The organism is Kitasatospora sp. NPDC057692, from assembly GCF_042799475.1.
Classification (GTDB): domain Bacteria; phylum Actinomycetota; class Actinomycetes; order Streptomycetales; family Streptomycetaceae; genus Kitasatospora.
Map to the genome: position 1 here is coordinate 73,083 of NZ_JBHVIV010000006.1, position 24,504 is coordinate 97,586.

30 protein-coding genes and 1 tRNA gene are annotated in these 24,504 nt (G+C 73.4%); 12 read left to right on the forward strand and 19 right to left on the reverse strand.

The window, feature by feature from the left end; all coding sequences use genetic code 11:
• Nucleotides 1-98: 98 nt before the first annotated feature.
• Nucleotides 99-743: a DUF461 domain-containing protein gene (locus tag ACFVFS_RS05435; RefSeq protein ID WP_380620423.1), complete on the reverse strand. Its 645-nt coding sequence runs from the start codon at nt 741-743 to the stop codon at nt 99-101.
• 416 nt (nt 744-1,159) lie between these two features.
• On the opposite strand from ACFVFS_RS05435, the gene ACFVFS_RS05440 reads away from it, so the two are divergent.
• The 7 genes from ACFVFS_RS05440 (at nt 1,160) to ACFVFS_RS05470 (ending at nt 8,382) form a co-directional block, all read left to right on the forward strand.
• A complete protein-coding gene (locus ACFVFS_RS05440; protein WP_030244332.1) occupies nt 1,160-1,642 on the forward strand; it encodes a CarD family transcriptional regulator in 483 nt (160 codons plus the stop codon).
• Between the two features lie 259 nt (nt 1,643-1,901).
• Nucleotides 1,902-2,660, forward strand: coding sequence for a 2-C-methyl-D-erythritol 4-phosphate cytidylyltransferase (gene ispD / locus ACFVFS_RS05445; RefSeq protein ID WP_380620667.1), 759 nt, complete (start codon nt 1,902-1,904; stop codon nt 2,658-2,660).
• On the forward strand, nt 2,650-3,150 hold the full coding sequence (gene ispF, locus ACFVFS_RS05450) for a 2-C-methyl-D-erythritol 2,4-cyclodiphosphate synthase (protein ID WP_380620425.1): 501 nt from the start codon (nt 2,650-2,652) through the stop codon (nt 3,148-3,150). The genes ispD and ispF overlap by 11 nt, the downstream gene beginning before the upstream one ends.
• Nucleotides 3,151-3,339: 189 nt before the next feature.
• Entirely contained in the window at nt 3,340-3,735 is a 396-nt protein-coding gene (locus tag ACFVFS_RS05455; protein WP_380620427.1) for a PPOX class F420-dependent oxidoreductase, read from the forward strand.
• A gap of 115 nt (nt 3,736-3,850) precedes the next feature.
• The gene (gene cysS / locus ACFVFS_RS05460; protein ID WP_380620429.1) at nt 3,851-5,245 is read left to right on the forward strand and encodes a cysteine--tRNA ligase; all 1,395 of its coding nucleotides are present in this window, start codon (nt 3,851-3,853) and stop codon (nt 5,243-5,245) included.
• Nucleotides 5,246-5,383: 138 nt separating this feature from the next.
• Nucleotides 5,384-6,379 carry a 23S rRNA (guanosine(2251)-2'-O)-methyltransferase RlmB gene (gene rlmB, locus ACFVFS_RS05465; RefSeq protein ID WP_380620431.1) on the forward strand — a complete coding sequence of 332 codons (996 nt, stop codon included), beginning with the start codon at nt 5,384-5,386 and terminating at the stop codon, nt 6,377-6,379.
• Nucleotides 6,380-6,672: 293 nt separating this feature from the next.
• Nucleotides 6,673-8,382 carry a DoxX family protein gene (locus ACFVFS_RS05470; RefSeq protein ID WP_380620433.1) on the forward strand — a complete coding sequence of 570 codons (1,710 nt, stop codon included), beginning with the start codon at nt 6,673-6,675 and terminating at the stop codon, nt 8,380-8,382.
• 86 nt (nt 8,383-8,468) lie between these two features.
• On the opposite strand, the gene ACFVFS_RS05475 is transcribed toward ACFVFS_RS05470, so the two are convergent.
• The 3 genes from ACFVFS_RS05475 to ACFVFS_RS05485 form a co-directional block, all read right to left on the reverse strand.
• Complete coding sequence (locus tag ACFVFS_RS05475; RefSeq protein WP_376086379.1) at nt 8,469-9,254, reverse strand: NDP-sugar synthase; 786 nt, start codon at nt 9,252-9,254, stop codon at nt 8,469-8,471.
• Between the two features lie 102 nt (nt 9,255-9,356).
• Nucleotides 9,357-9,800, reverse strand: coding sequence for a hypothetical protein (locus ACFVFS_RS05480; RefSeq protein WP_376086378.1), 444 nt, complete (start codon nt 9,798-9,800; stop codon nt 9,357-9,359).
• A gap of 203 nt (nt 9,801-10,003) precedes the next feature.
• A complete protein-coding gene (locus ACFVFS_RS05485; RefSeq protein ID WP_380620436.1) occupies nt 10,004-11,095 on the reverse strand; it encodes an ABC transporter ATP-binding protein in 1,092 nt (363 codons plus the stop codon).
• Between the two features lie 284 nt (nt 11,096-11,379).
• On the opposite strand from ACFVFS_RS05485, the gene ACFVFS_RS05490 reads away from it, so the two are divergent.
• Both ACFVFS_RS05490 and ACFVFS_RS05495 read left to right on the forward strand, forming a co-directional pair.
• Nucleotides 11,380-11,456: transfer RNA gene (locus ACFVFS_RS05490), tRNA-Thr, on the forward strand.
• Between the two features lie 523 nt (nt 11,457-11,979).
• Nucleotides 11,980-12,219, forward strand: a complete 240-nt coding sequence (locus tag ACFVFS_RS05495; RefSeq protein ID WP_380620438.1) for a helix-turn-helix transcriptional regulator — start codon at nt 11,980-11,982, stop codon at nt 12,217-12,219.
• 8 nt (nt 12,220-12,227) lie between these two features.
• On the opposite strand, the gene ACFVFS_RS05500 is transcribed toward ACFVFS_RS05495, so the two are convergent.
• The 5 genes from ACFVFS_RS05500 to ACFVFS_RS05520 all read right to left on the reverse strand — a co-directional run bounded on the left by ACFVFS_RS05500 (nt 12,228) and on the right by ACFVFS_RS05520 (nt 13,397).
• Nucleotides 12,228-12,509 carry a hypothetical protein gene (locus ACFVFS_RS05500; RefSeq protein WP_380620440.1) on the reverse strand — a complete coding sequence of 94 codons (282 nt, stop codon included), beginning with the start codon at nt 12,507-12,509 and terminating at the stop codon, nt 12,228-12,230.
• Nucleotides 12,510-12,612: 103 nt separating this feature from the next.
• Complete coding sequence (locus ACFVFS_RS05505) at nt 12,613-12,756, reverse strand: hypothetical protein (protein WP_380620442.1); 144 nt, start codon at nt 12,754-12,756, stop codon at nt 12,613-12,615.
• Nucleotides 12,753-12,956 (reverse strand): hypothetical protein, encoded by a 204-nt coding sequence (locus tag ACFVFS_RS05510; protein ID WP_380620444.1) that lies wholly within the window; start codon nt 12,954-12,956, stop codon nt 12,753-12,755. Before ACFVFS_RS05510 ends, ACFVFS_RS05505 begins: the two co-directional genes overlap by 4 nt.
• The gene (locus ACFVFS_RS05515) at nt 12,953-13,135 is read right to left on the reverse strand and encodes a hypothetical protein (RefSeq protein ID WP_380620446.1); all 183 of its coding nucleotides are present in this window, start codon (nt 13,133-13,135) and stop codon (nt 12,953-12,955) included. Before ACFVFS_RS05515 ends, ACFVFS_RS05510 begins: the two co-directional genes overlap by 4 nt.
• A 31-nt stretch (nt 13,136-13,166) precedes the next feature.
• Complete coding sequence (locus ACFVFS_RS05520; protein WP_380620448.1) at nt 13,167-13,397, reverse strand: hypothetical protein; 231 nt, start codon at nt 13,395-13,397, stop codon at nt 13,167-13,169.
• 97 nt (nt 13,398-13,494) lie between these two features.
• Here ACFVFS_RS05520 and ACFVFS_RS05525 point away from each other — a divergent pair, with 97 nt between their 5' ends.
• From ACFVFS_RS05525 to ACFVFS_RS05535, 3 genes are read left to right on the forward strand one after another with little or no spacing between them, the layout of a single operon-like run.
• Nucleotides 13,495-13,818 carry a GntR family transcriptional regulator gene (locus tag ACFVFS_RS05525; RefSeq protein ID WP_380620450.1) on the forward strand — a complete coding sequence of 108 codons (324 nt, stop codon included), beginning with the start codon at nt 13,495-13,497 and terminating at the stop codon, nt 13,816-13,818.
• A gap of 36 nt (nt 13,819-13,854) precedes the next feature.
• A complete protein-coding gene (locus tag ACFVFS_RS05530) occupies nt 13,855-14,259 on the forward strand; it encodes a UTRA domain-containing protein (protein ID WP_380620669.1) in 405 nt (134 codons plus the stop codon).
• Between the two features lie 35 nt (nt 14,260-14,294).
• Nucleotides 14,295-14,546 (forward strand): hypothetical protein, encoded by a 252-nt coding sequence (locus ACFVFS_RS05535; RefSeq protein ID WP_380620452.1) that lies wholly within the window; start codon nt 14,295-14,297, stop codon nt 14,544-14,546.
• A gap of 67 nt (nt 14,547-14,613) precedes the next feature.
• Here ACFVFS_RS05535 and ACFVFS_RS05540 read toward each other — a convergent pair whose 3' ends face one another.
• The 10 genes from ACFVFS_RS05540 to ACFVFS_RS05585 all read right to left on the reverse strand — a co-directional run bounded on the left by ACFVFS_RS05540 (nt 14,614) and on the right by ACFVFS_RS05585 (nt 24,465).
• Nucleotides 14,614-14,814, reverse strand: a complete 201-nt coding sequence (locus ACFVFS_RS05540; protein WP_380620454.1) for a hypothetical protein — start codon at nt 14,812-14,814, stop codon at nt 14,614-14,616.
• A 56-nt stretch (nt 14,815-14,870) separates the two neighbouring features.
• A complete protein-coding gene (locus tag ACFVFS_RS05545) occupies nt 14,871-15,098 on the reverse strand; it encodes a holin (RefSeq protein ID WP_380620456.1) in 228 nt (75 codons plus the stop codon).
• 30 nt (nt 15,099-15,128) lie between these two features.
• Nucleotides 15,129-16,190: a peptidoglycan-binding protein gene (locus ACFVFS_RS05550; protein WP_380620458.1), complete on the reverse strand. Its 1,062-nt coding sequence runs from the start codon at nt 16,188-16,190 to the stop codon at nt 15,129-15,131.
• 67 nt (nt 16,191-16,257) lie between these two features.
• The gene (locus tag ACFVFS_RS05555) at nt 16,258-16,638 is read right to left on the reverse strand and encodes a hypothetical protein (protein WP_380620460.1); all 381 of its coding nucleotides are present in this window, start codon (nt 16,636-16,638) and stop codon (nt 16,258-16,260) included.
• A 10-nt stretch (nt 16,639-16,648) separates the two neighbouring features.
• Nucleotides 16,649-17,110, reverse strand: coding sequence for a hypothetical protein (locus ACFVFS_RS05560; protein WP_380620462.1), 462 nt, complete (start codon nt 17,108-17,110; stop codon nt 16,649-16,651).
• Nucleotides 17,107-18,195, reverse strand: a complete 1,089-nt coding sequence (locus tag ACFVFS_RS05565; RefSeq protein WP_380620464.1) for a hypothetical protein — start codon at nt 18,193-18,195, stop codon at nt 17,107-17,109. Before ACFVFS_RS05565 ends, ACFVFS_RS05560 begins: the two co-directional genes overlap by 4 nt.
• Complete coding sequence (locus tag ACFVFS_RS05570; RefSeq protein WP_380620466.1) at nt 18,192-19,235, reverse strand: hypothetical protein; 1,044 nt, start codon at nt 19,233-19,235, stop codon at nt 18,192-18,194. The genes ACFVFS_RS05565 and ACFVFS_RS05570 overlap by 4 nt, the downstream gene beginning before the upstream one ends.
• Nucleotides 19,236-19,244: 9 nt before the next feature.
• Complete coding sequence (locus ACFVFS_RS05575; protein WP_380620468.1) at nt 19,245-20,117, reverse strand: hypothetical protein; 873 nt, start codon at nt 20,115-20,117, stop codon at nt 19,245-19,247.
• A gap of 12 nt (nt 20,118-20,129) precedes the next feature.
• Nucleotides 20,130-24,203, reverse strand: coding sequence for a phage tail tape measure protein (locus tag ACFVFS_RS05580; RefSeq protein WP_380620470.1), 4,074 nt, complete (start codon nt 24,201-24,203; stop codon nt 20,130-20,132).
• A complete protein-coding gene (locus ACFVFS_RS05585) occupies nt 24,196-24,465 on the reverse strand; it encodes a hypothetical protein (protein WP_380620472.1) in 270 nt (89 codons plus the stop codon). The genes ACFVFS_RS05580 and ACFVFS_RS05585 overlap by 8 nt, the downstream gene beginning before the upstream one ends.
• Between the last annotated feature and the right edge of the window lie 39 nt (nt 24,466-24,504).

Sequence of the window (24,504 nt, forward strand, 5' to 3'; positions counted from 1 at the left end):
CCGCGGCACCGCGGGAACACCAGCGCGGGAACACGAAACGCCCCTCCGGCACCGGCCGGAGGGGCGTTCGCGTTGTCGCGGTGCGACGGCGCCGGGCCTCAGTGGGCGGCCGGCACCGCCGGGACCGACGCGGTGCCGGTGGCACCCGGGGTGGCGGCCGTGCCGGTCGTGGCGCCGGCGGCCGGGGTGCCGGTCGCGGTGGCGGCCTTGCTCGGCACGGCGGCCGGGGCCGTCGGACCGTAGCCCTTGTACAGGTCCTTGTTCGGGCTGACCTGGGCCTCGGTGTCGAGCTTGTCGTGGTTCTTGAACGTGAAGGAGGTCGCCACGTAGCCGCCCACACTCACGGTGGTGGAGGCGACCCTGGCGGTCGGGTTGCCCGGCCCGCCGAGCAGCAGCGCGCCGCCGGCCGGGACGGAGATGCTGGTCAGCGGGGCGCCCTTGTCGTCCGCGAAGGTGGCGGGGGCGCCACCGGCGACGGTGATGGACTGAAGCTCGAGCACCTCGGTCCCGCTGTTGCTGATGTTCACCGTCACATTGGCGGGGCCGGTGTGCTCGCCGGAGGACTCGTCCCCGGTGACCACGACGATGTTGTTCAGCCGGACGTCGGTGCCCAGGGTGGCCGACGCGTTGTCGGGCTTGATCTGCAGCGTGGCCGGCGTGTTCCCGGCGGCGCAGGAGGACAGCGAGGCGATGGCCAGGGCGGCGAGGGCGGCGATGCTGCCGCGTCGAAGGCTGCGGCTCACGGCGGCGGCTTCTCCTAAGTCACGTGTCGGAAGGTCAGGTCTCAGATTATCGACCTCGCTTATGCCGTCCTCACGGGGTGGCCCCTTCGTGTCGCGCACCGGGTGCGGACGGGCGTCCGGACGGCGGCACCTCCGCGTGTCCAGGTCAAGCGCCGACCAAGATCGGATCACGATCCGGAAACGGCCCGATAAACGGTGAAAGCTCAAGATCAAATCACGGTTTCGGGAGTGTTGCCAGAGGTTTCAGCGGGCGGCGGAACCGCCTCCGACCTGCGGGAAGCCTTCCTCGAACACCGGTCGCAGCACGTCATGGGGGTCCTTGTCAAGCCCCGAGACCGGCCCTGACCTGCGAAAACGCCCTTCGGGTGCGCCGAAAAGCGTGTTATTCTGGAAAGCCACGGAAGGGGTCCTGTCACATGACGTTCAAGGTTGGCGACACGGTGGTCTACCCCCATCACGGGGCCGCGCTGATCGAGGCCATCGAAATTCGCCAGATCAAAGGTGTGGACAAGACCTACCTGGTGCTCAAGGTGCAGCAGGGAGACCTGACGCTCCGCGTGCCCGCTGAGAACGCGGAGTTCGTCGGCGTTCGCGACGTGGTCGGCCAGGAAGGTCTGGACCGGGTCTTCGAGGTGCTGCGCGCACCGTACACCGAAGAGCCGACCAACTGGTCCCGTCGCTACAAGGCGAACCTGGAGAAGCTCGCCTCGGGCGATGTCATCAAGGTCGCCGAGGTCGTGCGCGACCTCTGGCGCCGCGAGCGCGAGCGCGGCCTCTCCGCCGGTGAGAAGCGCATGCTCGCCAAGGCGCGCCAGATCCTCGTCAGCGAGCTCGCGCTGGCGGAGAACACCAACGAGGACAAGGCGGAGACGCTGCTCGACGAGGTGCTCGCCTCGTAGCGGCCGTCCGCTCCACAACGCTCACAGCGCCCGATGCCGGCGCGCCGCCCACCGGACCGAAGGTCCGCGGGTGGTGCAGTGGCACTTCGGGCGCTGAGGCGTGTCCGGACGACGCCCCCGCACCCGAGCGGCCTGGACGGCCTCGGGTCTGCATGACCGTTTCTTCTGCTGTAGCGGGCGGAAGACGGTGGTGCTTCGGAAGGGGTCCGCGCCCGTCGTGCACGCCATGGCCATACCCACTTCGCCGAAGGAGTGAAACCTGAACGCCACAGCAGCAGTCGCAGCAGCAGTGGTGCCCGCCGCCGGCCGCGGCGAGCGCCTCGGGCCGGGCGCCCCCAAGGCCCTGCGTGAACTGGGCGGCGTGCCGCTCCTGGTGCACGCCGTCCGGGCGCTCACCCGCAGTCGGGCGGTCGGCCTGGTCGTGGTCGCCGCCCCCGCCGACGGGGTGGCCGAGGTCGTCGCCCTGCTCGACGGCCACGGACTGGAGGGCAAGGACATCCGGGTGGTGGCCGGCGGGGCGACCCGCCAGGAGTCGGTCCGGCTCGGCCTGGCCGCCATCCCCGCCGAGGTGGGCATCGTGCTGGTGCACGACGCGGCCCGCCCGCTGGTCCCGGTCGAGGTGGTGGACGCGGTGGCGTCCGCCGTCCGGGCCGGGGCCGAGGCGGTGGTGCCGGCGGTGCCGCTGGCCGACACCGTCAAGCGGGTCGAGCCGGTGCCCGGCGGGCCCGAGCCGGTGCTCGACACGCCCGACCGGTCCACCCTGCGCGCGGTGCAGACCCCGCAGGGCTTCCGCCGGGACACGCTGGCCGGGGTGCACGCCAAGGCGCTGGCCGAGGAGTCCGCGGCGGCCGGCGGCGGCCTGCCGCCGGTCACCGACGACGCGGGCCTGGTCGAGCGCTTCGGCGGCCGGGTGGTCGTCGTGCCCGGCCACGAGGAGGCCTTCAAGGTGACCCGTCCGCTGGACCTCGTCCTCGCCGAGGCCGTACTCGCCCGCCGGAGGGCCGCCGATGCCTACTGATCCGCAGACCCCCGTCATCCCCCGGGTCGGCATCGGCACCGATGTGCACGCCTTCGAGCCCGGCCGCCCGCTCCGGGTGGCCGGGCTGGAGTGGCCGGGCGCCGGGGACGGCCTGGCCGGGCACTCGGACGCCGACGTGGCCGCGCACGCGGCCTGCGACGCGCTGTTCTCGGCCGCCGGGATCGGCGACCTGGGCGCGCACTTCGGCACCGACCGGCCGGAGTGGGCCGGCGCCTCCGGGGTGACGCTGCTCGCCGAGGCGGCCCGGCTGGTCCGCGCGGCGGGCTTCGAGATCGGCAACGTCTCGATCCAGGTGATCGGGGTCCGGCCGAAGATCGGCAAGCGCCGGGCGGAGGCGCAGGCCGCGCTCGGCGCCGCGGTCGGCGCCCCGGTCGCGGTCTCCGGCACCACCACCGACGGGCTCGGCCTCACCGGGCGCGCGGAGGGGCTCGCGGCGATCGCCACCGCGCTGGTGTACGAGCGGCGTTGAGGCCCGCGGCGGCGGTCCTCGGCCGGGGACGCGGCTGGGGAGGCGGCTGGGTGGCGGCGGGGGAACAATCCCGGGCTGACGGGTGTTCACCGGGGGTCAGGCGGGCCCGGGTCGATAGTGTTCGGGTTCGGGCCCGTGCGGGGCTTCCCCCCTCGGGCCGTACCCGCCACCGACGAGATGAGGTATCCGATGAGCGCCCAACTCTCCGATCAGGCCAAGGCACTGATCGACGCCAAGAGCTTCGCCGTGGTCACCACGATCCAGCCCGACGGCAGCCCCCAGTCCTCCGTGGTCTGGGTGAAGCGTGACGGCGAGGACATCCTGTTCTCCACCGTCGAGGGGCGCCGCAAGCACCTCAACCTGGTGAAGGACCCGCGGGTCTCGCTGCTGGTCAACCCGCCGGAGAACCCGTACACCTACCTGGAGGTGCGCGGCGAGGTCACCCTGACCCGCGAGGGCGGCCGGGAGCTGATCAACGAGCTGTCCCAGAAGTACCAGGGCCAGGAGACGTACGGCTACGACGGTCCGGACGACGTGCGCGTGATCGTCCGGATCACGCCGCGGAAGGTGGTCGGCTCGATCTGAGCCACGGGCGGCGGGGGCGGTCCCGGGGTGTCACCCGACGGAAAAGGCTCTGTCGGGGGTCTTGACATTCCGGAATGTCGCGGGGCACCCCCTGCCGCCCACTACGCTTGACGCTGTGAGCATTCGACTGTACGACACCAGCACCCGACAGGTACGCGACTTCGTCCCGCTTGTACCGGGTTGTGTCTCGATCTACCTGTGCGGCGCTACCGTCCAGTCGGCGCCACACATCGGGCACATCCGGTCCTACCTCAACTTCGACGTCATGCAGCGGTGGTTCGCCTACCGCGGCTACCAGGTGACCTTCGCCCGGAACGTCACCGACATCGACGACAAGATCATCGCCAAGGAGCGCGAGCTCGGCACGCCGTGGTGGCAGATCGCCTACGAGAACGAGCGCGCCTTCAACGACGGCTACAACGCCCTCGGCTGCCTGCCGCCGACCGTCGAGCCGCGTGCGACCGGGCACATCCCCGAGATGGTCGAGATGATGCGCGGGCTCATCGAGAAGGGCCACGCCTACGAGGCCGACGGCAACGTCTACTTCGACGTGAAGTCGTACCCCGACTACCTCGCGCTCTCCAACCAGAAGCTGGACAACCTGCTGCAGCCCTCCGGCGAGGGCGAGACCGGCAAGCGCGACCCGCGCGACTTCGCGATGTGGAAGTCGGCCAAGCCGGGCGAGCCGAGCTGGGAGACCCCGTGGGGCCGCGGCCGTCCGGGCTGGCACCTGGAGTGCTCGGCGATGGCCCACAAGTACCTGGGCCCGGCCTTCGACGTCCACGGCGGCGGGCTCGACCTGATCTTCCCGCACCACGAGAACGAGATCGCCCAGTCCAAGGCCTACGGCGACGACTTCGCCAACTTCTGGGTGCACAACGCCTGGGTCACCATGGCCGGCGAGAAGATGAGCAAGTCGCTCGGCAACTCGGTGCTGGTCTCCGAGATGGTCCGGCGCTGGCGGCCGATCGTGCTCCGCTACTACCTGGCCGCCCCGCACTACCGCTCGATGATCGAGTACAGCGAGGAGTCGCTGCGCGAGGCCGAGGCCGGATTCGGCCGGATCGAGGGCTTCGTCCAGCGCGCCGTGGAGCGCTGCGGGCCGGTCGACGCGGCGCCCGAGGTGCCGCCGGCCTTCGCCGAGGCGATGGACGACGACCTGGGCGTGCCGCAGGCGCTCGCGATCGTGCACACGGCCGTCCGCCAGGGCAACAGCGCCCTCACCGCGGACGACAAGGAGAGCGCGGTGGCGCGCTTGGCCGAGGTCCGTGCGATGCTCGGTGTACTGGGTCTGGACCCGCTCGACCCGCAGTGGGTCGGGGCGGAGCGCGGCGAGGACCTGCACGGCGTGGTCGACTCGCTGGTCCGCCTCGTCCTGGACCAGCGCCAGGCGGCGCGGGCCCGCAAGGACTTCGCGACCGCGGACGCCATCCGCGACCAGCTCGGCCTGGCCGGGCTGGTGATCGAGGACACCCCGTCCGGCCCGCGCTGGACGATCAACAGCCAGTAACCCCCCGGTGACCGGGGGGTGAGGTGGGCCGCACCGGACCGGTGCGGCCCTCCCGCATGACGGAGCGCATGCCGTCGGGCGCCACCGGCATGGCCGGGGCGGCCGGCCATGCCGGACAGACAGACAGGAAGTACAGCCATGGCCGGCAACAGCCAGCGCAGGAACCGCCGCAACCCCGGGTCGAAGAAGGGCGCGAGTGTCGGTACCGGCGGCCACAGCCGGAAGTCGCTCCAGGGCAAGGGCCCGACCCCGCCCGGGGAGGAGCGCAAGGGCCACCCGAAGCAGCGGGCCGCCAACGCCGCGCTCAAGCGCGAGCGGGACGCCAAGGCCCGGGCCGGCATGCGCCGGGCCGGGGGCGGCGGCCGGGGCGGCCGCGGCGGCGCGGGCAGCGCCGAGCTGGTCTTCGGCCGCAACTCGGTGGTCGAGGCCCTGCAGGGCGACGTGCCGGCCAACGCGCTGTACGTCCAGCAGTTCATCGACACCGACGACCGGGTCCGCGACGCCTTCCAGGCCGCCAACGACCGCGGCATCCCGCTGATGGAGGCCCCGCGCCCGCAGCTGGACCAGATGACCGGCGGGATGAACCACCAGGGCCTGGTGCTGCAGGTCCCGCCGTACGAGTACGCGCACCCCGAGGACCTGCTGGAGGAGGCCGCCGACTCCGGCCGGGACGCGCTGATCGTGGCGCTGGACGGCGTCACCGACTCCCGCAACCTGGGCGCCGTGGTCCGTTCCGCCGCCGCCTTCGGCGCGCACGGCGTGGTGATCCCGGAGCGCCGGGCGGCCGGTATGACCGCCGGTGCCTGGAAGACCTCCTCGGGCGCGGCGGCCCGGCTGCCCGTCGCCCGGGCCACCAACCTGACCCGGGCCCTGGAGGCGTACCAGAAGGCCGGTCTGCTGGTGGTCGGCCTGGCGGCCGACGGCGAGGCGGAGATCGGCGACCTGGAGGCGCTGACCGGGCCGGTGGTGATCGTCGCGGGCAGCGAGGGCAAGGGCCTGTCCCGGCTGGTCTCGGAGACCTGCGACCTGCGGGTGCGGATCCCGATGTCCGGCCTCACCGAGTCGCTGAACGCGGGCGTCGCGGCCGGCGTCGTGCTGTACGAGGCGGCCCGGCTGCGCGCCAAGGTCGGCTGACGCCCGGCGGCGCGTCCGGGCCCGGGCACCGCGGGACGGCCCGGGCGGCGCGTCCGGGCCCGAGCACACCGCGGGTGTCCGGCGCAACGGGTTCTCCGGAACCGCCCGCCGTCCGCCCGCAAGTCACGGGAAAGCGATCGGATCCGCCCGGGTCCGATCGCTTTTCCCGTGATCACTTCAAGGAGGCTCCCGACATCCACTCGGGAGAGTGTCCTAACCGGGCGTCACCCGGTTAGACGGGCGTGGACACCAGAACACCTCGGCGCCCGCTCCTGGGCGGTGGCAGCACCGGGATGGACGACACGGGCCCCGGCCTCAACACCGTCAAGGTGCCGTCGGACCCGGCGCGCCTCAGCAGCACCCAGGCGAGCTTCCGGCTCAAGCTCGGCGCCCCGGTGGCGCCGTTGATCGACGCCCCGGCCGGGCTGCTCTCCACCGGCGCCGCGTTCGGCGACCCGTACGGCACCCAGGGCCTGATCCGCCGCCCGCTGGTCACCCCGCAGGTGGTCGTCGCCGCCGTGGACGTGCCCGCGCTGGTCGGCGGCCCCGCCGGGGCGCCGCCGCGCCGCAAGGGCCGGGTCACCCCGGTCACCTGGACCGGCGAGGCGCGCCCGGACGACGTCGCGGCCACCCGGCTGCTGGAGGCCGTCCGGCTGGGCGCCGTCCCGGCCGGGGTCGGCGGGCGCGGCGGACGGTCCGGCGGCTCCCTGGCGGACGCGGACACCCAACTGCTCCCGCCGTACGGCGCCCGGGCGGTGCCGCGCCAGTCCCGCGAGGGCGACGGCACCGCCACCGAGGCCGGCATCGGCCCGGTCGGCGCGCCGCAGGGCTGGACGCCCAGCGGCGAGCTGCCCGAGGTCCCGGCCGCCGCCGCCGAGGGCAGGCAGCCCTGGTACCCCGGCCGCCGGGTCGACCTCGGCCTGGTGCTGCTGCCGCTGCGCGCGGTGCTCGGCTCGCTCTCCGTCTACGCCGGGTTCAGCAAGCTCTGCGACCCGGTGTACTTCGACGGCGGCGAGCGCGGCTCGATGATGCGCTGGCTCTCCTCGCTGCACCCCTGGAAGGTCGCCGAGCCGCTGCTGGCCTTCGCCATGGCGCACCCGGTCGGCGCCGGCCTGGTGGTGTCGTTCACCGAGATCGTGGTCGGCGTGCTGACCGTCCTCGGCCTCTGGCAGCGGCTCGCGGCCGGTGCGGCGATGACGCTCTCCGCCGCGCTGCTGTTCACCGTGAGCTGGCGGGCCGTCCCGGTGTACGACACGCCCGACCTGATCTTCCTGGCGGCGTGGAGCCCGCTGCTGATCGCCGGGGCGCCGTTCGCCTCCCTGGACGGGCGGCTCGGCCTGGAGGCCTGGCGGCGCCACGGCGCGGGGCCCCCGGCGGTGCTGCGCCGCCGGGTGCTGCGGCGCGGCGCGGTGGTCACCTCGGTGGTCGTCGGCCTGACCCTGCTGCTCGGCTCGATGCTGGGCGCGGCGGTCCGCACCGGCGCCCGGCCGCAGCACCCGGCGCCGTCCCGGCCGGCCACCGACTACGGCACGCCGGTCTGGCCGAGCGGCGGGCCGTCCGCCACCCCCGGCGGCAAGGCTCCGGCCGCCTCGGCGACCTCGCCGGCGCCGTCCCGGCCGGCCGCGCCGAGCGCCGCGGCCGGCACCGCCGCGCCCTCCGGCACCCCGACGCCGACCCCGACCCCGCCGAAGCCGAGCACGGCCACGCCGAGCGGCAAGGCGAGGTCCTCGGCCAGGCCGGAGACCGGCGCGCCCTCGGCGGCGGCCTCCGCGTCGCCGGCCGGGTCGGCGCCCGCGCAGCGCGGCACCCCGGCCCCGGCGGCCGGCACCGGCTCGGCGCCGAAGCCCGCGCCGAGTGCCGGGGCCGGGGCCCCGAGCGGCGCGGGCAACGGCTCCGGCGGCTCGGGCGGGCTGCTGGGCGGGGTGCTGGGCAGCGCGCCGCTGGCGCAGCTGTCCGGCGGCGGTGCGTCCTCGGCCCGTCCGGAGGCGCCGACGGCCACCTGAGACGGGCCGGGCGAACGACCCGGTGACGGCGATCGGCCGGGTGCTCCGTGGGGGAGCACCCGGCCGATCGCGTGGCCGCCGCGCCGCTACCGCGGGGCGCGGCCGGCGCCCGAGGCGAGCTCCTTGGCGGCCTCGGTGAGGTCCTTCGCGGTGTCGATGGCCCGCCAGTAGACGCCCTGCGGCAGCTGGTAGCCGGCCAGCCGCTTGCCGCGCGCGAGCTGCGGGAAGGTGGTCCGCTCGTGGTCGCCGACGTCCGGCAGCAGCTCGGCGAACTCCGGGCTGAACACGTAGAGGCCGGCGTTGATGAGGAAGGGCGACGGCGGGGCCTCGATGAAGTCCAGGACGTTGCCGAACTGGTCGGTCTCCACGGCGCCCCACGGGATCCGCGGCCGGGCCAGCGCGAGGGTGGCGACGGCGTCCCGCTCCTGGTGGAAGGCGGCCATGTCGCGCAGGCTGAACCTGGTCCAGATGTCGCCGTTGGTGGCGTACCAGGGCTCGTCGGGGCGGGGCAGCGCCTTCGCGGCGTACTTGAGCCCGCCGCCGCGGCCGAGCGGCTCGGCCTCGACCACCGTGCGGACCCGCAGCGGCAGGTCGGCCTTGTCGAGCCAGTCCTCCAGCACGTCCGCGAGGTGGCCGCAGGAGATGACCACGTCGGTGACGCCCTCGGAGGCGAGCCAGGCCAGCTGGTGGCCGAGGATCGGGGTGCCCGTGCCGGGGATCTCGACCAGCGGCTTGGGGCGGTCGTCCGTGTAGGGGCGCAGCCGGGAGCCCTGGCCGCCGGCCAGGATGACGGCCTGGGTCACCTGGACCGGTACCGGGTTGACGGCGGGGGTGTGCGCAGGAGCGGCCGTGGGGCCGGAATCAGCGGTCATGGCTGAACAATAGGCGCACCCGTCCCGGTCGTTGCGCCGTCGCCCGCCCGGGCCGGGCCCGGCCGGTCGGACCAGGCCCGGTCCGGGCGGCTCGCGGTGCGGTCAGCTCGCGGCGCCGGCGGCGAACGAGCCGTCGCAGACCGGGCGGGCGAAGGAGCGGGCCCGCTGGACGTCGCCCTGGTACTTGCGCACCGCGGCCCGGCCCAGCTCGGTGGCGAGCGAGCTGCAGTACGGGGTGAGCGCGGGCTGCTCGCGCATCGAGCGCTCCAGCAGGTCGAGCGCGCTGCCCGGGTTGTGGGCGCGCAGCTCGTCGAGGAGCGTGACGCGCAGGGCGTCCTGCGGGGCGAGCCCGTCCGGGGTCCGTCCGGTGCCCGCCGTGCGGCCGATCCCGGCGCCGTCCTCGCTGGCCGCCGCCACGACCTGCTGGTCCAGCGAGGTCGGCGGGGCCCACGGCACCCTGGTCACGGCGAGGGTGCCGGTGGTCACCAGGACGACGGGCAGGGCGAGGGCGACGGTCTGGCCGATGCGGCGAACTAGCTGTTTCACGCACAGGAGCGTAGCGGTGCGTGGGGTCCCCATCGCCCTCCGTTACCCCATCGGGTGACACGATGTCCCGGTTCGTCCCGGCGCCGTGTTGACGGCCGTCACCCGTCGGGGTGGCCGCGGACGGCGGGAGCCCCGCCGGACCGGGTGACGGTCCGACGGGGCTCCGCGGCGTGCCGGGGTGCGTTGGGGTGCGCTCGGATGCCTCAGTTGGAGAGGCGGGCGCCGCTGGTGGTGGAGAACACGTGGGTCTCGCCGGCCACCGGCACGACGTGGATGGTCTCGCCGCGGGCCGGGATCTGGCGGCCGTGCACGCGGACGACCAGCTCCTTGTCCTCACCACCGATCTTGGTGGTGCCGTACACGAAGCCGTCCGAGCCGAGCTCCTCGACCACGTTGACGGTCACGGCCACGCCCTCGATGCCGCCGCCCGAGACGATCTCGAAGTGCTCCGGGCGGATGCCGACGGTCACGGTCTTGTCGGTGCCCGCGCCGGCCAGGTCCTCGCGCGAGATGTTGACGACCGAGCCGCCGAACTTCACGCCGCCGTCCACCAGCGGCACCTCGACCAGGTTCATCGCGGGCGAGCCGATGAAGCCGGCCACGAAGAGGTTGGCGGGCTTGTCGTACATGTTGCGGGGGGTGTCGACCTGCTGCAGGATGCCGGCCTTGAGCACCGCGACCCGGTCGCCCATGGTGAGCGCCTCGGTCTGGTCGTGGGTGACGTAGACGGTGGTGATGCCCAGGCGGCGCTGCAGGCCGGCGATCTGGGTACGGGTCGAGACGCGGAGCTTGGCGTCCAGGTTGGACAGCGGCTCGTCCATGAGGAAGACCTGGGGCTCGCGGACGATCGCGCGGCCCATCGCGACACGCTGGCGCTGACCGCCGGAGAGCGCCTTCGGCTTGCGGTCCAGGTACTCCGTCAGGTCGAGGATCTTGGCGGCCTCCTCGACCTTGGTGCGGATCTCGGTCTTGTTGACGCCGGCGATCTTGAGCGCGAAGCCCATGTTCTCCGCGACGGTCATGTGCGGGTACAGCGCGTAGTTCTGGAACACCATCGCGATGTCCCGGTCCTTCGGCGGCAGGTGGGTCACGTCGCGGTCGCCGATCCGGATGGCGCCGCTGTTGACGTCCTCCAGGCCGGCCAGCATGCGGAGGCTGGTCGACTTGCCGCAGCCGGAGGGGCCGACCAGGACGAGGAACTCGCCGTCGGCGATCTCCAGGTCCAGCGCGTCGACCGAGGGCTTGGTCGCCCCGGGGTAGACACGGGTCGCCTTGTCGTACGTCACAGAAGCCATGGCTGTGCTCTCCTTCACCGGCAGGAACGTGCCGGACGATCCGAGTAAAGGTGGATGGTGTCGCCGCGTCGGCGGCCAGTGGTCTGAACCACTGGGCAAACCGGCTCCCGGCGACGCTACCTGCGCTTCCGCCGCTTGTCAGCCCCCGGCCGACCGGATTTCGGCATCGGTTCCATCACGCCCGCCGCCGCCCCCGCCGCCCCCGGGATATCCCCCCACCGCCCGCGCCCCGCCCGGTAGACTGCCCCAGGTGCCGCCGTGACCTCGTCGCGGACGGTCACCATGCCTCCTTAGCTCAGCTGGCCAGAGCACCGCTCTTGTAAAGCGGGGGTCGTCGGTTCGAACCCGACAGGGGGCTCCAGTCTCTGACCAGGCAAAAGGCTCCGAACGCGATCATGGTTCGGAGCCTTTGTGGATCTTGAAAGTCCGCAAAAAGTCCACTACCCCAACAGCCTGGGCAAAGAAAGATTCAACAAAACCTTGCGGAGCCGTCAGGCCCGTCGCGTACAGTCGTACCTGTAGGGGCGGCCGGGTACGCACGGCCGGATACGCCCCCTTCGCGTACGTGGCCGGCCAGGGGAGGACAACCCGCACGGTCGACCACGCAGAAGCCCCCGCCGCATCACTCGGCGGGGGCTTTCTGATGCCACGGTAACCCCTCTACACGCGTGTCGAGAACTGGCGCCCGGACAACGAAACCGCCCCGACACCACAGGGGCATCGGGGCGGGACGCCGACGGGCGGCGTCTAACGGGAGCCAGGGGATACGCGACCTCCGACTCCCGCTCCTGGGCTCCTTGCGGAGCTGTCCGGGGCGATGAGTATCGCCAGATTTGCTACATGTGGCAAAGACAATGCTGGTCAGGGGCCATAGACGTGTACAGGTGCCCACTGATGATCAACGAGCAGACGTCCAGCGCCACCGTTGGGAGGTCGGGCGCCGCATTCGTGCACACCGGCTCGCCGTAGGCCTCTCGCAGGTGCAGCTTGCTGACCGGATCGGGATGGACCACCGCACCATCAGTAGGGCCGAGAACGGCCGGCATGCCATCAGCATCGACATCGCCTTCCGCATCGCGGAGGGGCTCGGCTTACCCAGCTGGCGGCTCTTCCGAGACGAGTAGAGCAGCGCTTACTCGGACGGCGGCGGCGGGGGCGGGGGCGGGGTCTTCGGTCCGGCCGGCGGCGCCTTGGGGCCGCCGATCCCACCGCTGCCTCCCGACGGGTCCTTCTGGGGCGTCATCTCGTCCTTCTCGTTCTCGATGGGCTCCGGCTCGTCCGGGGCCTCGATCAGGTCGGCCGGGATTTCTCCCGGCAGCAGCATGCTGGTGCGGGCGGTGCGGCCGGGGCCGCGGCTGCCGCCGCGCTGGTCCCGCCACTGGCTCTGCCGGTCGGGCGGGATTCGGTCGCTCATGGGGTGGTCCTCCTGGGTGGTGCCGGCCGGGTCGGCCGGGGCGTCCATCCTGGCGCCGACGCGCGGGCGGATGCTGGCGTTCGACGGGATCGGTACCAGGCGGTCAGCAGCGGAGGGCGCCCTGCCGCCTGCGCCCGCCGTGCTGGTGCGCGGGCGCGTAGCCGTTGAGCGGGATCAAGTGCCCGCACTTCGGGCACTGCCAGAACCGGCCGTTGATGTACATGGCGCCGCCGCAGTGGCACGTCACTGGGGATCACCCTCTCCCGGGCCCGCCAGGCGGAGGATCTCCCGGCCCAGCACGCGGGCCTGGTCGGGGGCGAGGGCCACCACGTCGGCGCCGTTGAACTGCACGACGACCTCGCCCATCGCTGCCGTGCGCGCGTACAGCGTCTCGCCGTGGAGTCCGCGGATTCTCTGCGGCGTGGGGTTGCCGCCGGCGGCGCTCACGGGGTGCCGACCGGCGGTGCGGCGGGCGGCTGCTTCGCGGGCCGAGCGGCCTCCCGGCGTTCCTGGTTTCGCCCGATCATGTCCTCGACGCCCTGGATGGCCTCGTCCCACGCGGGGCCGGACGGGGCGAAGTACAGGGTCGGGCCGACGGGGTCGTCGTCGGGGTCGGCGAAGGTCACTGCTCCTCCTGAAGGGAGAGGGAGAGGTACGTCATGGCTCCTCGACTTCGGTCCAGACACGCACTTCGCCGGTCGCGTCCATGGATCCCCAGGTGCGGCCGGCCTGGATGACCTCCAGTACCTCGGGCCACCGGTCGATCTCGGTGGGCGCCGCGGCGATGAGCCGCACGATCCCGGGTGCGGTGCGTTCGACGCGGACGCGGGCCCCGGTGGCCTGCCCGAGGGCTGCCCGCAGGGTGCTCGCACGCATGCCGATCTCCACACCAATCCCCCTATGCGTAAGGTGAAGGTCTATGCATAGAGTAGGCCGCGAACCCATAGTCTGTCACCCAGCGAGCACGCACAGTAGGAGGACACGCATGTCAGACGACTCGGCCGTCTCCCCGTACCTGCGCGTCGCCGACGAGCTACGGGCCCGCATCAGCTCTGGGGAGTTCCAGCCCGGAGACCGGCTGCCGAGCCTCGCGTCCCTGAGCGCGGAAACCGGCTACTCGATCGCCGTCGGCCAGAACGCCTACCGCGTGCTGGAGCAGGACGGCCTGGTGCTCGCTCGGCAGGGGCGCGGGTATTTCGTCCGGTCGCCCGAGCCGCCCGAGGTGCTGCTGCGGCGTCAGCGCGTCGCGCCCGGCGAGGGGTCCCCGGTTCAGACGCTCCTCGCCCGCCAGGGCGTGGCCGGCACCTAGCGGCACGAATCCCAACCCCGCGCCGGCGAGGAGCGGATCGCGGCCCGCCTGGAGATCCGACCCGGCGACCCCGTGATGCACACCAGCTACACCTATCTGGCTGACGGCATCGCGGTGCAGCTTGCGGAGAGCTGGGAGCCGATGGCGATCACAGGTGGGTCGCTGATCGTCCTGCCGGAAGCCGGCCCGCACGCGGGCATCGGCGTTGCCGACCGAATGGCCACCATCGGCATCGACGTGGGTGTCCCGGTCGAGCGTGTCAGTGCCCGCGGAGCCACCCGCGCCGAGGCCCAGGCGCTCGGGATCATGCCGACTGCACCCGTGATGGCCATCGAGCGCACCTACTACGACCAGGCCACCGGCCGCCCGGCCGAGACCGCCGACATCGTTCTGCGCGGGGACCGCTGGGTCAGCGAGTACGGGCACCGGCCGAGCCGCTGACCTGCTATGTCGGTGCCTCGTCGTAGGCTGGCGGCATGGCTGATCTCCCCGATGACCTGCTGCCCCTCCACGTCACCGCCCTCCGCACCGAACGCGCGATGACGGCGGTCCGGGAGCAGGGCGGGGACGTCGACGTCGCGCGCGACGCCTACGTCGAAGCGGCGCTCGTTCTCCGCGCGCACCCGTTCTGGGAGACCGCCCGGCAGGCCGGCGAGCACCACACGATGTGGCAGAAGTCGATCAACGCCGCGCGCCAGGCGCTCGATGCCGCGGCCGCCGCAGCCTGACCCCGGACACGACGAAGCGCCCCCGCCCGGCGCGAGGCCGAGCGGGGGCGTGACGTGCAGGACGGGCTTACCGGGCGATCAGCTGGGCAAGGGCGCCGCCGCTGGCACCGAGCACCGCGGCCGCCCCCATCGCCATCCAGACCCTGAACTCCAAACTCCGCAGGCGCTGCTCGTGATCGCCGAGCGTCTCCCGGTCCTCGGTGCGGTCGTCGAGGAGCCGGTCCAGTTTCCCCTCCATCCGGATCTGGCCGTCGGCGATCCGCCTCACCTCCGCGAGCGTCTGGGCTGGGCTGATGTACACCCCGGGGTCCGGGGCCGGGCTGGTCACTCGCGCGTCCGGCCGAGCAGCGCGGCCGACTGCGGGTCACCCACCAGGCTGGCCAGCGCGCCCTTGAGGACGGTCAGGCCGGCCGGGATCGCGGCGATCGCGGCCGCGCGCAGGGCGCCCAGGTCGGTCAGGTCGACGGCGCCCGCGGTGAGCAGGCCGAGGAGCGTGACCGCGTAGGTCGCGAGGGTGCGCTCCAGGAGGTCACGGATGAAGCGAGTGGACATGAGGTAGGTCTCCGATCAGGTGTGGGTGGGTCAGGAGAAGAGGCGGGCCCAGGTGCCCGGGCCCGGGTAGCCGTCCGCATCGGCGCCGCGCCAGCCCTGGGCCTCCTGGAAGGCCTGCACGTTGCGCCGGTCGGCGTCCGTCCAGCGCGGGCCCGGCCCCTGGGTGTAGAAGCGGCCGTAGCCCTTGCGGACCAGCTGCTCGCCGAGCAGGCGCACGAAGTCGTTGCTCGCGCCCTGGCGGAAGCACTCGCGCCCGGGGAAGGGCGGCGGGTTGTCGCCCGGCAGCTCGCCGAGCAGCGCGCGGAGCGAGGCCTCGCCCGGCACCCCGTCCGCGTCCGCCCCCGAGTACCCCAGACTCTGCTGGAACGCCTGGTAGTTGCGGGTGTCCGCGTCGCTCCAGTCGGGGCCCGGGCCGACCGCGTAGTGCCCGCCGAAGCCGTGCCGGATGAGCGCCTGGCCGACTGCGGTGACCTGGTCGCCGTGCGCGCCGTACCCGTACTCCAGACCGTTGACCGTCACCCGGTAGCGGGCGGGCGCCGGGGGCTCGTTGGTCGGCTCGGCGGGCTGCTCGGCACCCGGGGCCGGCGGCGAGCCCGCACCCGGCTCCAGCGCGCCGGAGGTGACCAGCTGGTAGAGCGGCCCGCCCGGGCAGTCGGTCGCGTAGCCGTCCCGGTGCCCGCGGATCTCCCCGCCCGCCCCGTTCGCCCGCAGGTAGGCGATCGCGTCCCGCAGGCCGGCGACCTGCTCGGCCGTCGGGCTGGTGTGGCCGCTGTCGCCGACGAACGCGACCACGGCGAAGTGGCCGCGGTTGAGGGTGGTGTTGCCGTTCGCCGCGTTCTGCGCGTTGCGGCCCCGGCCCTCGAAGACGTACCCGTGCTCGCAGACGGCGAGGTTGTACGCGAAGTCCGACCAGCCGTTGCCGTCCATGTGAGAGTTCTGGAGCTTGCGCATGTACCCGGCGCAGGTGCCGTGTTCGCCGGCACTGTACGGGCTCCCCAGGTAGTGGACCTTGACGCCCTGGTTGCTGCTCACCGGGGGGTGGTCGTTCCGGGGCGGCCGGGCGCCCCACTCGGAGCGGCTGACGAACAACATGGGTGCCTCCTGGGCATGAAGAAGCCCCCGGGCCGGAGCGGCGCGGGGGCGCGGGGCGGGCGGGTGCTCAGGCGAGCGGGATGTTCTCGTCGATGTGCGTCTCCGCGAAGTGGCTGTACTTGCGGAGCGCGACCTGGAGGCCGGCGTCGGCGAGAGCCTGCGCCACCTGCCGGGGATCCCGCAGGCCGCCGTTGTAGTAGCCGGTCTGGTGCGGCCAGCCGGGAACGTCCTGGTCGGACGTCAGCGCGTAGACCACCCACTCGCCGGGGTCGGCGGAGACCCGCGCGATGGCGAGGAGCCACAGGTCCGCGCGGATCTGCGGCTGCCCGGCGGACGCCGAGGACAGGGCCCCGGCCCGGCCGGCGCGGTGTTCCTCGACGGCGAGGACCGCCATCCGCTCGGCGAGCTGCTGCGGGTCGTCGGCCCGCAGGGTGTTGACGGTGTACAAGGGGTGTCTCCTAGTCGAGGGCGCGGATGAGCTGGACCTGGGCGTGGACGGCGCCGGTGCCGGACGTGCGCGACGCCTGGACCTCCAGGAGGTACTGGCTGCCGATCGGCACGCTGGCGGGCAGGGGCAAGGTGACGTCGAGCAGCGGCCCGGCCGTGCCGGAGGCCCACACGGTGCCGTTGATCAGCACGCGGACGGCGCCGGTGGAGCCGCCGGACGTGGCCGTCGCCAACGCCACCCGCAAGCGGCGCTTCCAGGCGACGTTGGCCGCGCGGGAGATCTGGACGTACGTGGCCGAGGTGGTCTGCGGCCACCGGCTGAGGTCCGAGTCGAGCGGCGGCAGCAGGGCGTCGGCCGCCGCGCTGTCGGGTGTGCGGGCCCGCAGGTGGTCGAGCGCGGCCGCGACCTCCTCGATCCGCCGGGCCAGCCAGGACGGCTCGCGCGGGAGCTGCTGCTGACGGATGGAGCTCATGCGTCCTCCAGGAGGATCGGGGCCAGCCGGTCGGCGGCCGGGTCGAGGGTCCAGCCCCAGGCGCGCGCCACGACGTCGACGCCGCGGGGGTGCCGGGGCGAGTACTCGACCGCCAGGCGCACGCTGTCGCCGAGGCCCCAGGTGCTGCCGAGCCGGGGCGCCCGGGACGCCTCGGCCTGGAGGGACCACGACCTGCTGCCCGTGCCCATCAGGGCGATCGCCTCGGCTGCGTGCCGCTCCAGCTGGTCGGCGGACGTGATGCCCTGGCCGGGCGCCCACCGGTGCTCCCACAGCGGCCAGCCGGCCGCGAGGAGGGCGTCCGCCTGGTGGGTGGTGCTGGTGGCTCGCTCGCCGCCGGTGCGGTCCCCGCGGGCGACGACGCAGGTGGCACCGCGACCCCGCTCGTACGACTCCGCCAGCGAGTAGGAGGCGATGCACCCGGGCATGTCGAACACGGCCTCGGGCTGGTCGGACTGGACGCCGATGGTGGGCCTGATGCGGAGCACGATGGCGAAGCGCGAGTGCGCGGCGTCCGCCCAGACGACATCAGCCGTCAGCTCCGGGCCGCCGGCCATCGCCCCGATCTCCTGCTCGTACGAGAGGATGCTGCGGTCGTCGCCGTCGACCACCGTGTAGTCGATCGCGATGCCGGAGCTGACCGTTTCCAGGGTGATCGGCGGGCCGCCGGTCAGCGCCGGGGCGGCCAGTGCGGCCATGACGGTGCTCTGGTCCAGGCCGGTCGCGGCGTAGGCGCCGGGGTAGCGCCGGTCGAGGTAGACCTCCGGCGTCGCGGCCGCCAGGCGCACGGTGTCGTCCGAGCCGCCCTCGCGGGTCAGCACGGGCCCGCCCCACACCGGGATCTCCGTGGCCGTGTCGACCGCGACGAGCAGGGTGCGGCCGGGGTCGGTCGCGGATTCCCATTCGTCGGGGGCCCCGGCAAGGTCGAGATCGAAATTCACGGACGTGTAGGAGCCGATTCGGCGGCCGATCTGGCCGGACGGCCGCAGAGACCGGAGCTCCTCGGCGACCGCGCCCGTTCGCAGGTCAGCGCCGTACCAGGCCAGCTCCAGCGGTCCAGTGGTCACGCCGCGGCCTCGTACGTGATGTTCCACATCAGCCGGTTGGAGGCCGACGTGGTGACCGGCGTGCCATTGCCGACATTCGCGAAGAAATAGGAGACGGAAGTCTTGACCTTGAATACGGCAGTGCTATCCCCCGGCGCGATTGTGGTAATTCCGATGTACTCATTATCGGACACATTCTGGAAATTCGCGGATCCGATGTGCGGGATGCCGGTCGAGGCGGCGGCCACCGGGGTGGACATGCTCCAGGTGCCGGACCCGCCATTCGTCGTGCTGCCGACGATGAGGTAGCCCATCCAGGAGATGGTCCGCCCGATCCGCGTCCACCTGGAGGTCAGGCTCCCGTTGTTGAGGATCGGCGCGCCGGACGTTGCCGTCCACGTCGGCACGTAGGTCTGCCAGTCGCCCTGAGCCGCCCAGGCCGAACCGGTCCAGAACTCGGGGACCATCCGCACCGTGTTGAACCGGGCCTGGCCGACGTAGCTGCCGACGAGCGCGAGGTCTGCCGTACTGCTGACCGGCAGGATCCCGCCCGGGGCGACCGTGAACTGGCGGATCGCGGTCGAGACCGTGGCCGAGCCCGTGCCGCCGGACCCGACCGGGGGCACGGTGATCGTGGCGAGCGGGATGTAGATCTGGGTGCCGGCCGGGGTCGGGGCAGACGGCGCCGGGCCGGGCGTGCCCGCCAGGTAGACCGTGTCGGCCTTCCGGAAGCCGCTCGCGTCCACCGAGGTGTCCCACACGCGCAGGTAGACCAGGTCGATGCGGCTGTAGGTGCCGTCCGCGGCGGTCAGGTTGCCGGGGGTGCTGGCCGGGAGCTGGGCGCGGTAGACGCCCTGCCCGGACCGGTGCAGCGCGGCGACGCCAGCACCGACGTTGACCGCGGTCCCGGCCAGGGTCACAGCGAAGCCGGGGTCTCCGGGCCGGACGCCGGGCCGGGAGCCGCGGGCGGTGCCGTCGGCCATGAGGAACGGCGAGTCCATCAGGCGGAACTCGGTCTCGTCGTAGCCGAGCGTCGGGAGCCAGAGCGGATCGGTGGGCATGACGGCTCCTCACAGCCAGGCAGACCGCACCGTGGCGGCCAGCAGCGCGGCGGGGTCGGGGGCGGGGCTGGTCCACTGCACGGTGACGGTCTGGTGGGGCGGGATGGTCGGCCACTGTCCGGACAGGTAGCGGCGGCGGGAGACGGCGCCGCCGAGGGTGACGCTGTGCGCATCGGTGTCGATCAGCAACTGCTCGCCGGCGAGCAGGGTGTCCGAGTAGGTGAGCGCGCGGACGGTCGCGTCCGGGTACTGCACGAGGATGGTGAAGCCGCCCACCGGGCCCGTGACGGTGAAGGTCGGCCGGGTGTCGGCGGACCCTTCGTTGGTGAGGGTGAGGGACCCCGAGCTGCTGCCCGCCGGGATGACGAGCGGCAGCGTGATCGGCAGGGTGACGCCGCCACCCGACACGGGCAGGCCGACCGGGGCCGGGGCCTGCAGCACGGTCGAGTAGCGGCGCGGATCCTCCGCCGTCAACATCACGCTGAACCGGGCGATCCGGTCGGTCTCGGGGTCGACGAGCGGCTCGCCCGAGCGGCGGACCACCGCTTGCTTCGGGATCGTCTCCCCGACGGTCAGCAGCGTGTCGTCGAGCGACGCCGCTTCGAGCAGCTGCTCGACCGCCTCGTCGAGCGTCGCGGCGTCCGGTGCCGTGATGGTGCCCGCCAGGGTGATGACCCGCGCGCCCATGTACGTCCGGCCCGCCCACACGCCGTGGTCGGCCTGCCGGTCGCTGTACTGCGTGCGGACCGCGCTGCCGCCCCAGCCACGCAGGCCGTCCTTCCCGACGGCCCACGCGACCCCGGCCCCGTCGACCATGCCCAGCGCGAGGGCGCCGAGCTGGACGACGCGGCCGAGGACCAGGCCCGGAGGGTATCCGGCCACCGCCACCTCCTCTCAGCCGATGTGCTCCAGGTGCCGTTGCAGATCGGCGAGTTGCTCGGCGCCGGTCTGCCGGGCGCCCTGGAGGATGATCGTGGTGTCGCCCCTGCCCGTCCGGCCGGCGGGCGCCGGTGCGGGCGGTGCGGCCAGGGACCGGGCGGGGATCAGGTCCCGCGCCTGCGGCGTCGCGGGGATCAGCTGCTGCCCGAAGACGCCGGCCACCTCGCCGAGAAGCCGCATCGAGCGCTCCCGCCGCCCGGGGGACAGCGGGATGTACGCCTCCGGGCCCGCCTCGGCCCAGAGGATCGGCCGCCGCGAGACCATCGCCTCCCGCGCGGACAGGCCGTCGGCCGCCGCCCGGACGCCGCCCGCCGCGTACCGGATCACGCTCCCGGCCGCCTGCTCGTTCGGCCGGTCACCCGCCCGGTGCAGACCCGCCGGGAAGTTGGCCACCACGTCGACGGCAACGGCCCGGCCCCTGATGCCGTTGATCGCCTGTTGGATGCGGGTGGTCCCGTCGAACGCGTCGCCTGGCGGCACGGTCACCTTGACCTTGCCGTCCGGCAGTTTCTCGACCGCGTAGCCGATGGTCTTGAGGTCCTGGATGGCGTCCGCTGTCGGCGCGTTGACCGTGATCGACTTGCCGGGCGGGACTGCGGCCAGCTTGTCGCGCAGCACCTCCAGGTCCGTGATGGTCTGGATCGCGCCCGGGTCGGTGACTCGGGTCTCTTTGACCGGTGGCAGGGTGGCGTAGGAGATCGTCAGCTGGTCGATCTGCTCCTGTGTGAACCCCGCCTGGCGCATCGTGGCCTTCAACGCCTCGACGTCCCGGCCGAAGGCGATCGTGCCGGCCTCGACCTGCCCGGTCTGCTCCGCCACGGCCTTGGCGTGGGACATCGCTGCCTCGGCCGCACCGAGGACCGCGCTCTTGACCGCGCGCCCCTTCTCGGTGCTGATGTCCAACTGGACGCCGTTCTCCTTGACGGCGTCGCGCAGGCCCTGGAGGTCGGACTGGAACGCGATCGCGCTCTGCGCGACGCTGATGTTCGTGCCGTTGAGGCCGTCGAGCGCCTTCTTCAGCTGGTCGGCGGCCGTCTCCTCCTTCTTCAGGTCGCCGCTGGTCGCCTCGGCCTCGTCGCCGAGGGTCTTGGTGCCCACGGCGGCCTTGCCACTGGCCTCGCCCTCCTGGGCAAGCGCGGTTGCCGCGTCGGCGACCGCGCCCTTCGTCTGGTCGACGCTGGACTTCAGCAGGTCGAGCTTCTTGGTGTAGTCGTCGACCCGCTTCCCGCCGCCGAAGATCTCGCCCGAGCCGGCGGCGATCTGGGCCTGGACGGCCTTCCACGCGTCGCCGCTTCCGAGCGCCGCGTCGGTCAGGTCCTTCAGGGAGACCCCAAGTTCCTTGGCGGCCGCCATCGCGCCGCTCTTCTGGAGACCGTTGACGGCGTAGGCGCGGGTGTTCTCGCCGATGATGCCGCTGTCCTGCTTTACGGCCGCCGACAGGCCCTCGACGTCGATCACGGCCCGCTTGTGGCTGCCGCTGAACAGCGCCATGGCGGCGACGGCGCCGCCGATCGCGAGGCCCCACGGACCGAACAGCGTCGCGGTCGTCGCCGATGCCACCGCCGCGAGGCGGGGCATCGTGACGGCCAGCTCCACCAGCGCCGTCCGGAACGCAGCGATGCGCGGCAGAGCGAGGACGAAGCTGCCGACGGCGACGGCCAGGATGCCAGTGATGCCGGCCACGCCGGTGACGGCCTCCTTGAGGGGGCCGGGCAGGCTGCTGTAGGCGTCGATCACGCTGGTGATGCCCTTGACCATGTCCCGCAGCACCGAGTTGGCACCGGACCCGGACTCGATCAACGCCGTCTCCAGCGTTCCTTTGAGCCGCTCCAGGTCGCCGATCAGATTGTTGGTCTGCTGGGCGGCGGTCCTGGTGGCGAACCCCTCGTCGTTGACGGCGCCGATCCAACCGCGGACCTGCTGCTCGCCCGCCTTGTAGAGGATGCTCGCGGCCCGGACAGCGTCCGATCCGAAGATGACGCCGAGGGCTGCGTTCCTGGCCTCCGGGGTGAGGTCACCGAAGGCCGTGGCCATGCGGCGCGCCAGCTCGGTGATGCCAACGAACTGGCCCTGCGCGTTGTAGGCGCTGAGACCGACCTGCTGCATCATCGCGGCCGACTCGGCCGACTGCGGGGTGAGCCGCTGCAGCATCACCTTGAACGAGGTGCCGGCATCGCTGCCGGTGAGGGCGTTCTGCGCGAAGAGCGACAGCACCCCTACCGTGTCCTCGAGGGTGAGGCCGGTCTGCTGGGCGACCAGCGCGCTCATCCGGAAGGCGAAGCCCATGTCGTGGACGTTGGTCGCGCTCTTTCCGGCACCGGCGGAGATGACGTCCGCGATGTGTCCGACCTGCGCGCCCCGCAGGTTGAAAGCGTTCATCGCCTGGGCTGCAATGACGGCGCTCTCGGACAGGCCGAGCTGCCCGGATGCCGCCAGGTCCAGAGCGCCACGCAGGGCGCCGCCGACGATGTCCGCGGTCGCGATGCCCGCGCGGGCCAACTCGACCTCGGCCTCCGCGGCCTCCCGCGCACTGAAGACGGTCGCCTTGCCCGCCTCCAGGGCGGACTTGCGGAGCGCGTCCAGATCCTTGCCGGTCGCGCCGCTCGCCGCGCCGACCACGCTCATCGCCTGCTCGAACCGCGCCGCGGCCACCACGGCGCCGGCGAACACCGCCAGCAGGGCGATGCCACCCATGCGGACCGCCCGCCACGCGGCCTCCGACGTCTCCGCCGAAGCCACCATCGAGGCTGCCGTCGCGGCCGCCTGAGCCCGCATCGACGCCGCCCACGCGGTCGTCGCCGCCCGGCTTCGGCCCAGGAGCGTGGCCTGAGCGGCCGTCGCCTCCGCCGTCACCACACCGACCGCGGCCGCCGCCTCCGCGATCGCCGACCGCGAGGCGAACGTCAAGGCGGACGCCGACGCCGTGATCGTCACGGTCGACGCGGCTGCCACCTGCGCGAGCGCCATCGACGAACGCGTGCTCACCGCAGTGATCTGGGCTACCGCGCTGGTCGCTGCCCCAGCGCTCCCGGCGAGGGTCCCGGTCAGCTCGGACGCCGCCATGGTCGCCCGCTGGCTCACCCGAAGGGCGCTCGTCGCCGCAGCAACGGTGCTCGCCGTGATCGCCGTCGAGGCCTGCGCGAACGCCAGCGACGAGCGGGTGCTCGCGGCAGCCACCTGCGCGAGGGCCGCGCTCGCCGCAGTGCCCGCGGCTGCGAACGTGGCCGGGATCTCGGCGGCGGCCGTCGCCACGCCGCGCGTGGCCGCAGCAGCCGACCCTGCCGAAGTCGCGGCCTCGGCCATCGCGGCACGGGAAGCCGCGCCGAGACGGCCCAGGGCCGCGCTGGCCTCGCCCGAGAGATTCACGGCCGCGGCACCGGTCCGGGCCAGAGCCTGCGAGGCGCCGAGCGCCGATGTCGAGATCTCGCCGAGCGCGCGGCTGGCGGTGGCGCCAGCGGCCCGGAAGGTCGGCGGGACATCGGCGGCGGCCAGGCCGACGCGCTCGGTCGCGGCCGCCGCCGGCTGCGCGGAGGCGGTCACCTCGCCCATCGCGGCGCGGGCGGCGGCACCGAGGCGCCCGAGAGCGGCGCTGCCCTCCGCCGAGAGCTCCACAGCCGCCGCGTCGGTGCGCGCCAGCGACTGGGAAGCGCCGGCCGCTGCCGCCGAGACCTCGCCGAGCGCGCGGGACGCGGACGACCCGGCGGCGCCGAACGTCGCCGGAATGTCGGCGGCCGACGCCGCCACGCGCTGGGTGGCGGCCGCCGCGGCCTGGCTGGCCTCGGCGGTGACTCGGCCTGCGGAGACCGCGGCCGCGGCGGCGCGTTCGAACGCGGCCTGCTGGGCGCGCTGAGCCGCCGTTGCCGCGGCCGACGTCTCCCGGAACGCCGAGTTGAACGCGCGCTCGGTCTGGTCGGCCGCAGCGGTCGCGGCCGTCGCGATCCGGCGGCTGTCCTGCTCGGCCTGCGCCGAACCCCGCCGGAACTCGCTGGTGTTGAGGTTGAGGCGGACGTTCACCGTGCGGTCAGCCACGGTCGACCTCCTTCCGGGTCACGCGCACCTGGGCGCCGCGGGTGTCGCCGCCGGCGTCCCGCCAGCCGTCCACGTGCCGGGCGCCGGTCGCACACGCGTGGCAGCGCAGCACCTCGGCCCGCCAGTGGTCTTCGAGGTCGACGTCGAGGGTGTCGGCCAGCGGGTGGCCGCAGCCAGAGCAGGTCTCGGCCTCGACGGCGAGCAGGGCGAGCGCCCACGCCCGGTCCTCGTCCGTCCATAGCGGCTCACCCGGGCGCGGCATCGGCCGGCCGAGGAAGACTGAGCGGGGGACGCCCCAGGC

Coding starts and splice junctions, on each gene's coding strand:
- ACFVFS_RS05525 (WP_380620450.1), top strand. CDS start 13,495: ATGTCAGACGACTCGGCCGTCTCCCCGTACCTGCGCGTCGCCGACGAG.
- ACFVFS_RS05475 (WP_376086379.1), bottom strand. CDS start 9,254: ATGACCGCTGATTCCGGCCCCACGGCCGCTCCTGCGCACACCCCCGCC.
- rlmB (WP_380620431.1), top strand. CDS start 5,384: ATGGCCGGCAACAGCCAGCGCAGGAACCGCCGCAACCCCGGGTCGAAG.
- ACFVFS_RS05550 (WP_380620458.1), bottom strand. CDS start 16,190: ATGTTGTTCGTCAGCCGCTCCGAGTGGGGCGCCCGGCCGCCCCGGAAC.
- ACFVFS_RS05560 (WP_380620462.1), bottom strand. CDS start 17,110: ATGAGCTCCATCCGTCAGCAGCAGCTCCCGCGCGAGCCGTCCTGGCTG.
- ACFVFS_RS05545 (WP_380620456.1), bottom strand. CDS start 15,098: ATGTCCACTCGCTTCATCCGTGACCTCCTGGAGCGCACCCTCGCGACC.
- ACFVFS_RS05500 (WP_380620440.1), bottom strand. CDS start 12,509: ATGAGCGACCGAATCCCGCCCGACCGGCAGAGCCAGTGGCGGGACCAG.
- ACFVFS_RS05485 (WP_380620436.1), bottom strand. CDS start 11,095: ATGGCTTCTGTGACGTACGACAAGGCGACCCGTGTCTACCCCGGGGCG.
- ispF (WP_380620425.1), top strand. CDS start 2,650: ATGCCTACTGATCCGCAGACCCCCGTCATCCCCCGGGTCGGCATCGGC.
- ACFVFS_RS05470 (WP_380620433.1), top strand. CDS start 6,673: ATGGACGACACGGGCCCCGGCCTCAACACCGTCAAGGTGCCGTCGGAC.
- ACFVFS_RS05535 (WP_380620452.1), top strand. CDS start 14,295: ATGGCTGATCTCCCCGATGACCTGCTGCCCCTCCACGTCACCGCCCTC.
- ACFVFS_RS05455 (WP_380620427.1), top strand. CDS start 3,340: ATGAGCGCCCAACTCTCCGATCAGGCCAAGGCACTGATCGACGCCAAG.
- ACFVFS_RS05585 (WP_380620472.1), bottom strand. CDS start 24,465: ATGCCGCGCCCGGGTGAGCCGCTATGGACGGACGAGGACCGGGCGTGG.
- ACFVFS_RS05440 (WP_030244332.1), top strand. CDS start 1,160: ATGACGTTCAAGGTTGGCGACACGGTGGTCTACCCCCATCACGGGGCC.
- ACFVFS_RS05570 (WP_380620466.1), bottom strand. CDS start 19,235: ATGCCCACCGATCCGCTCTGGCTCCCGACGCTCGGCTACGACGAGACC.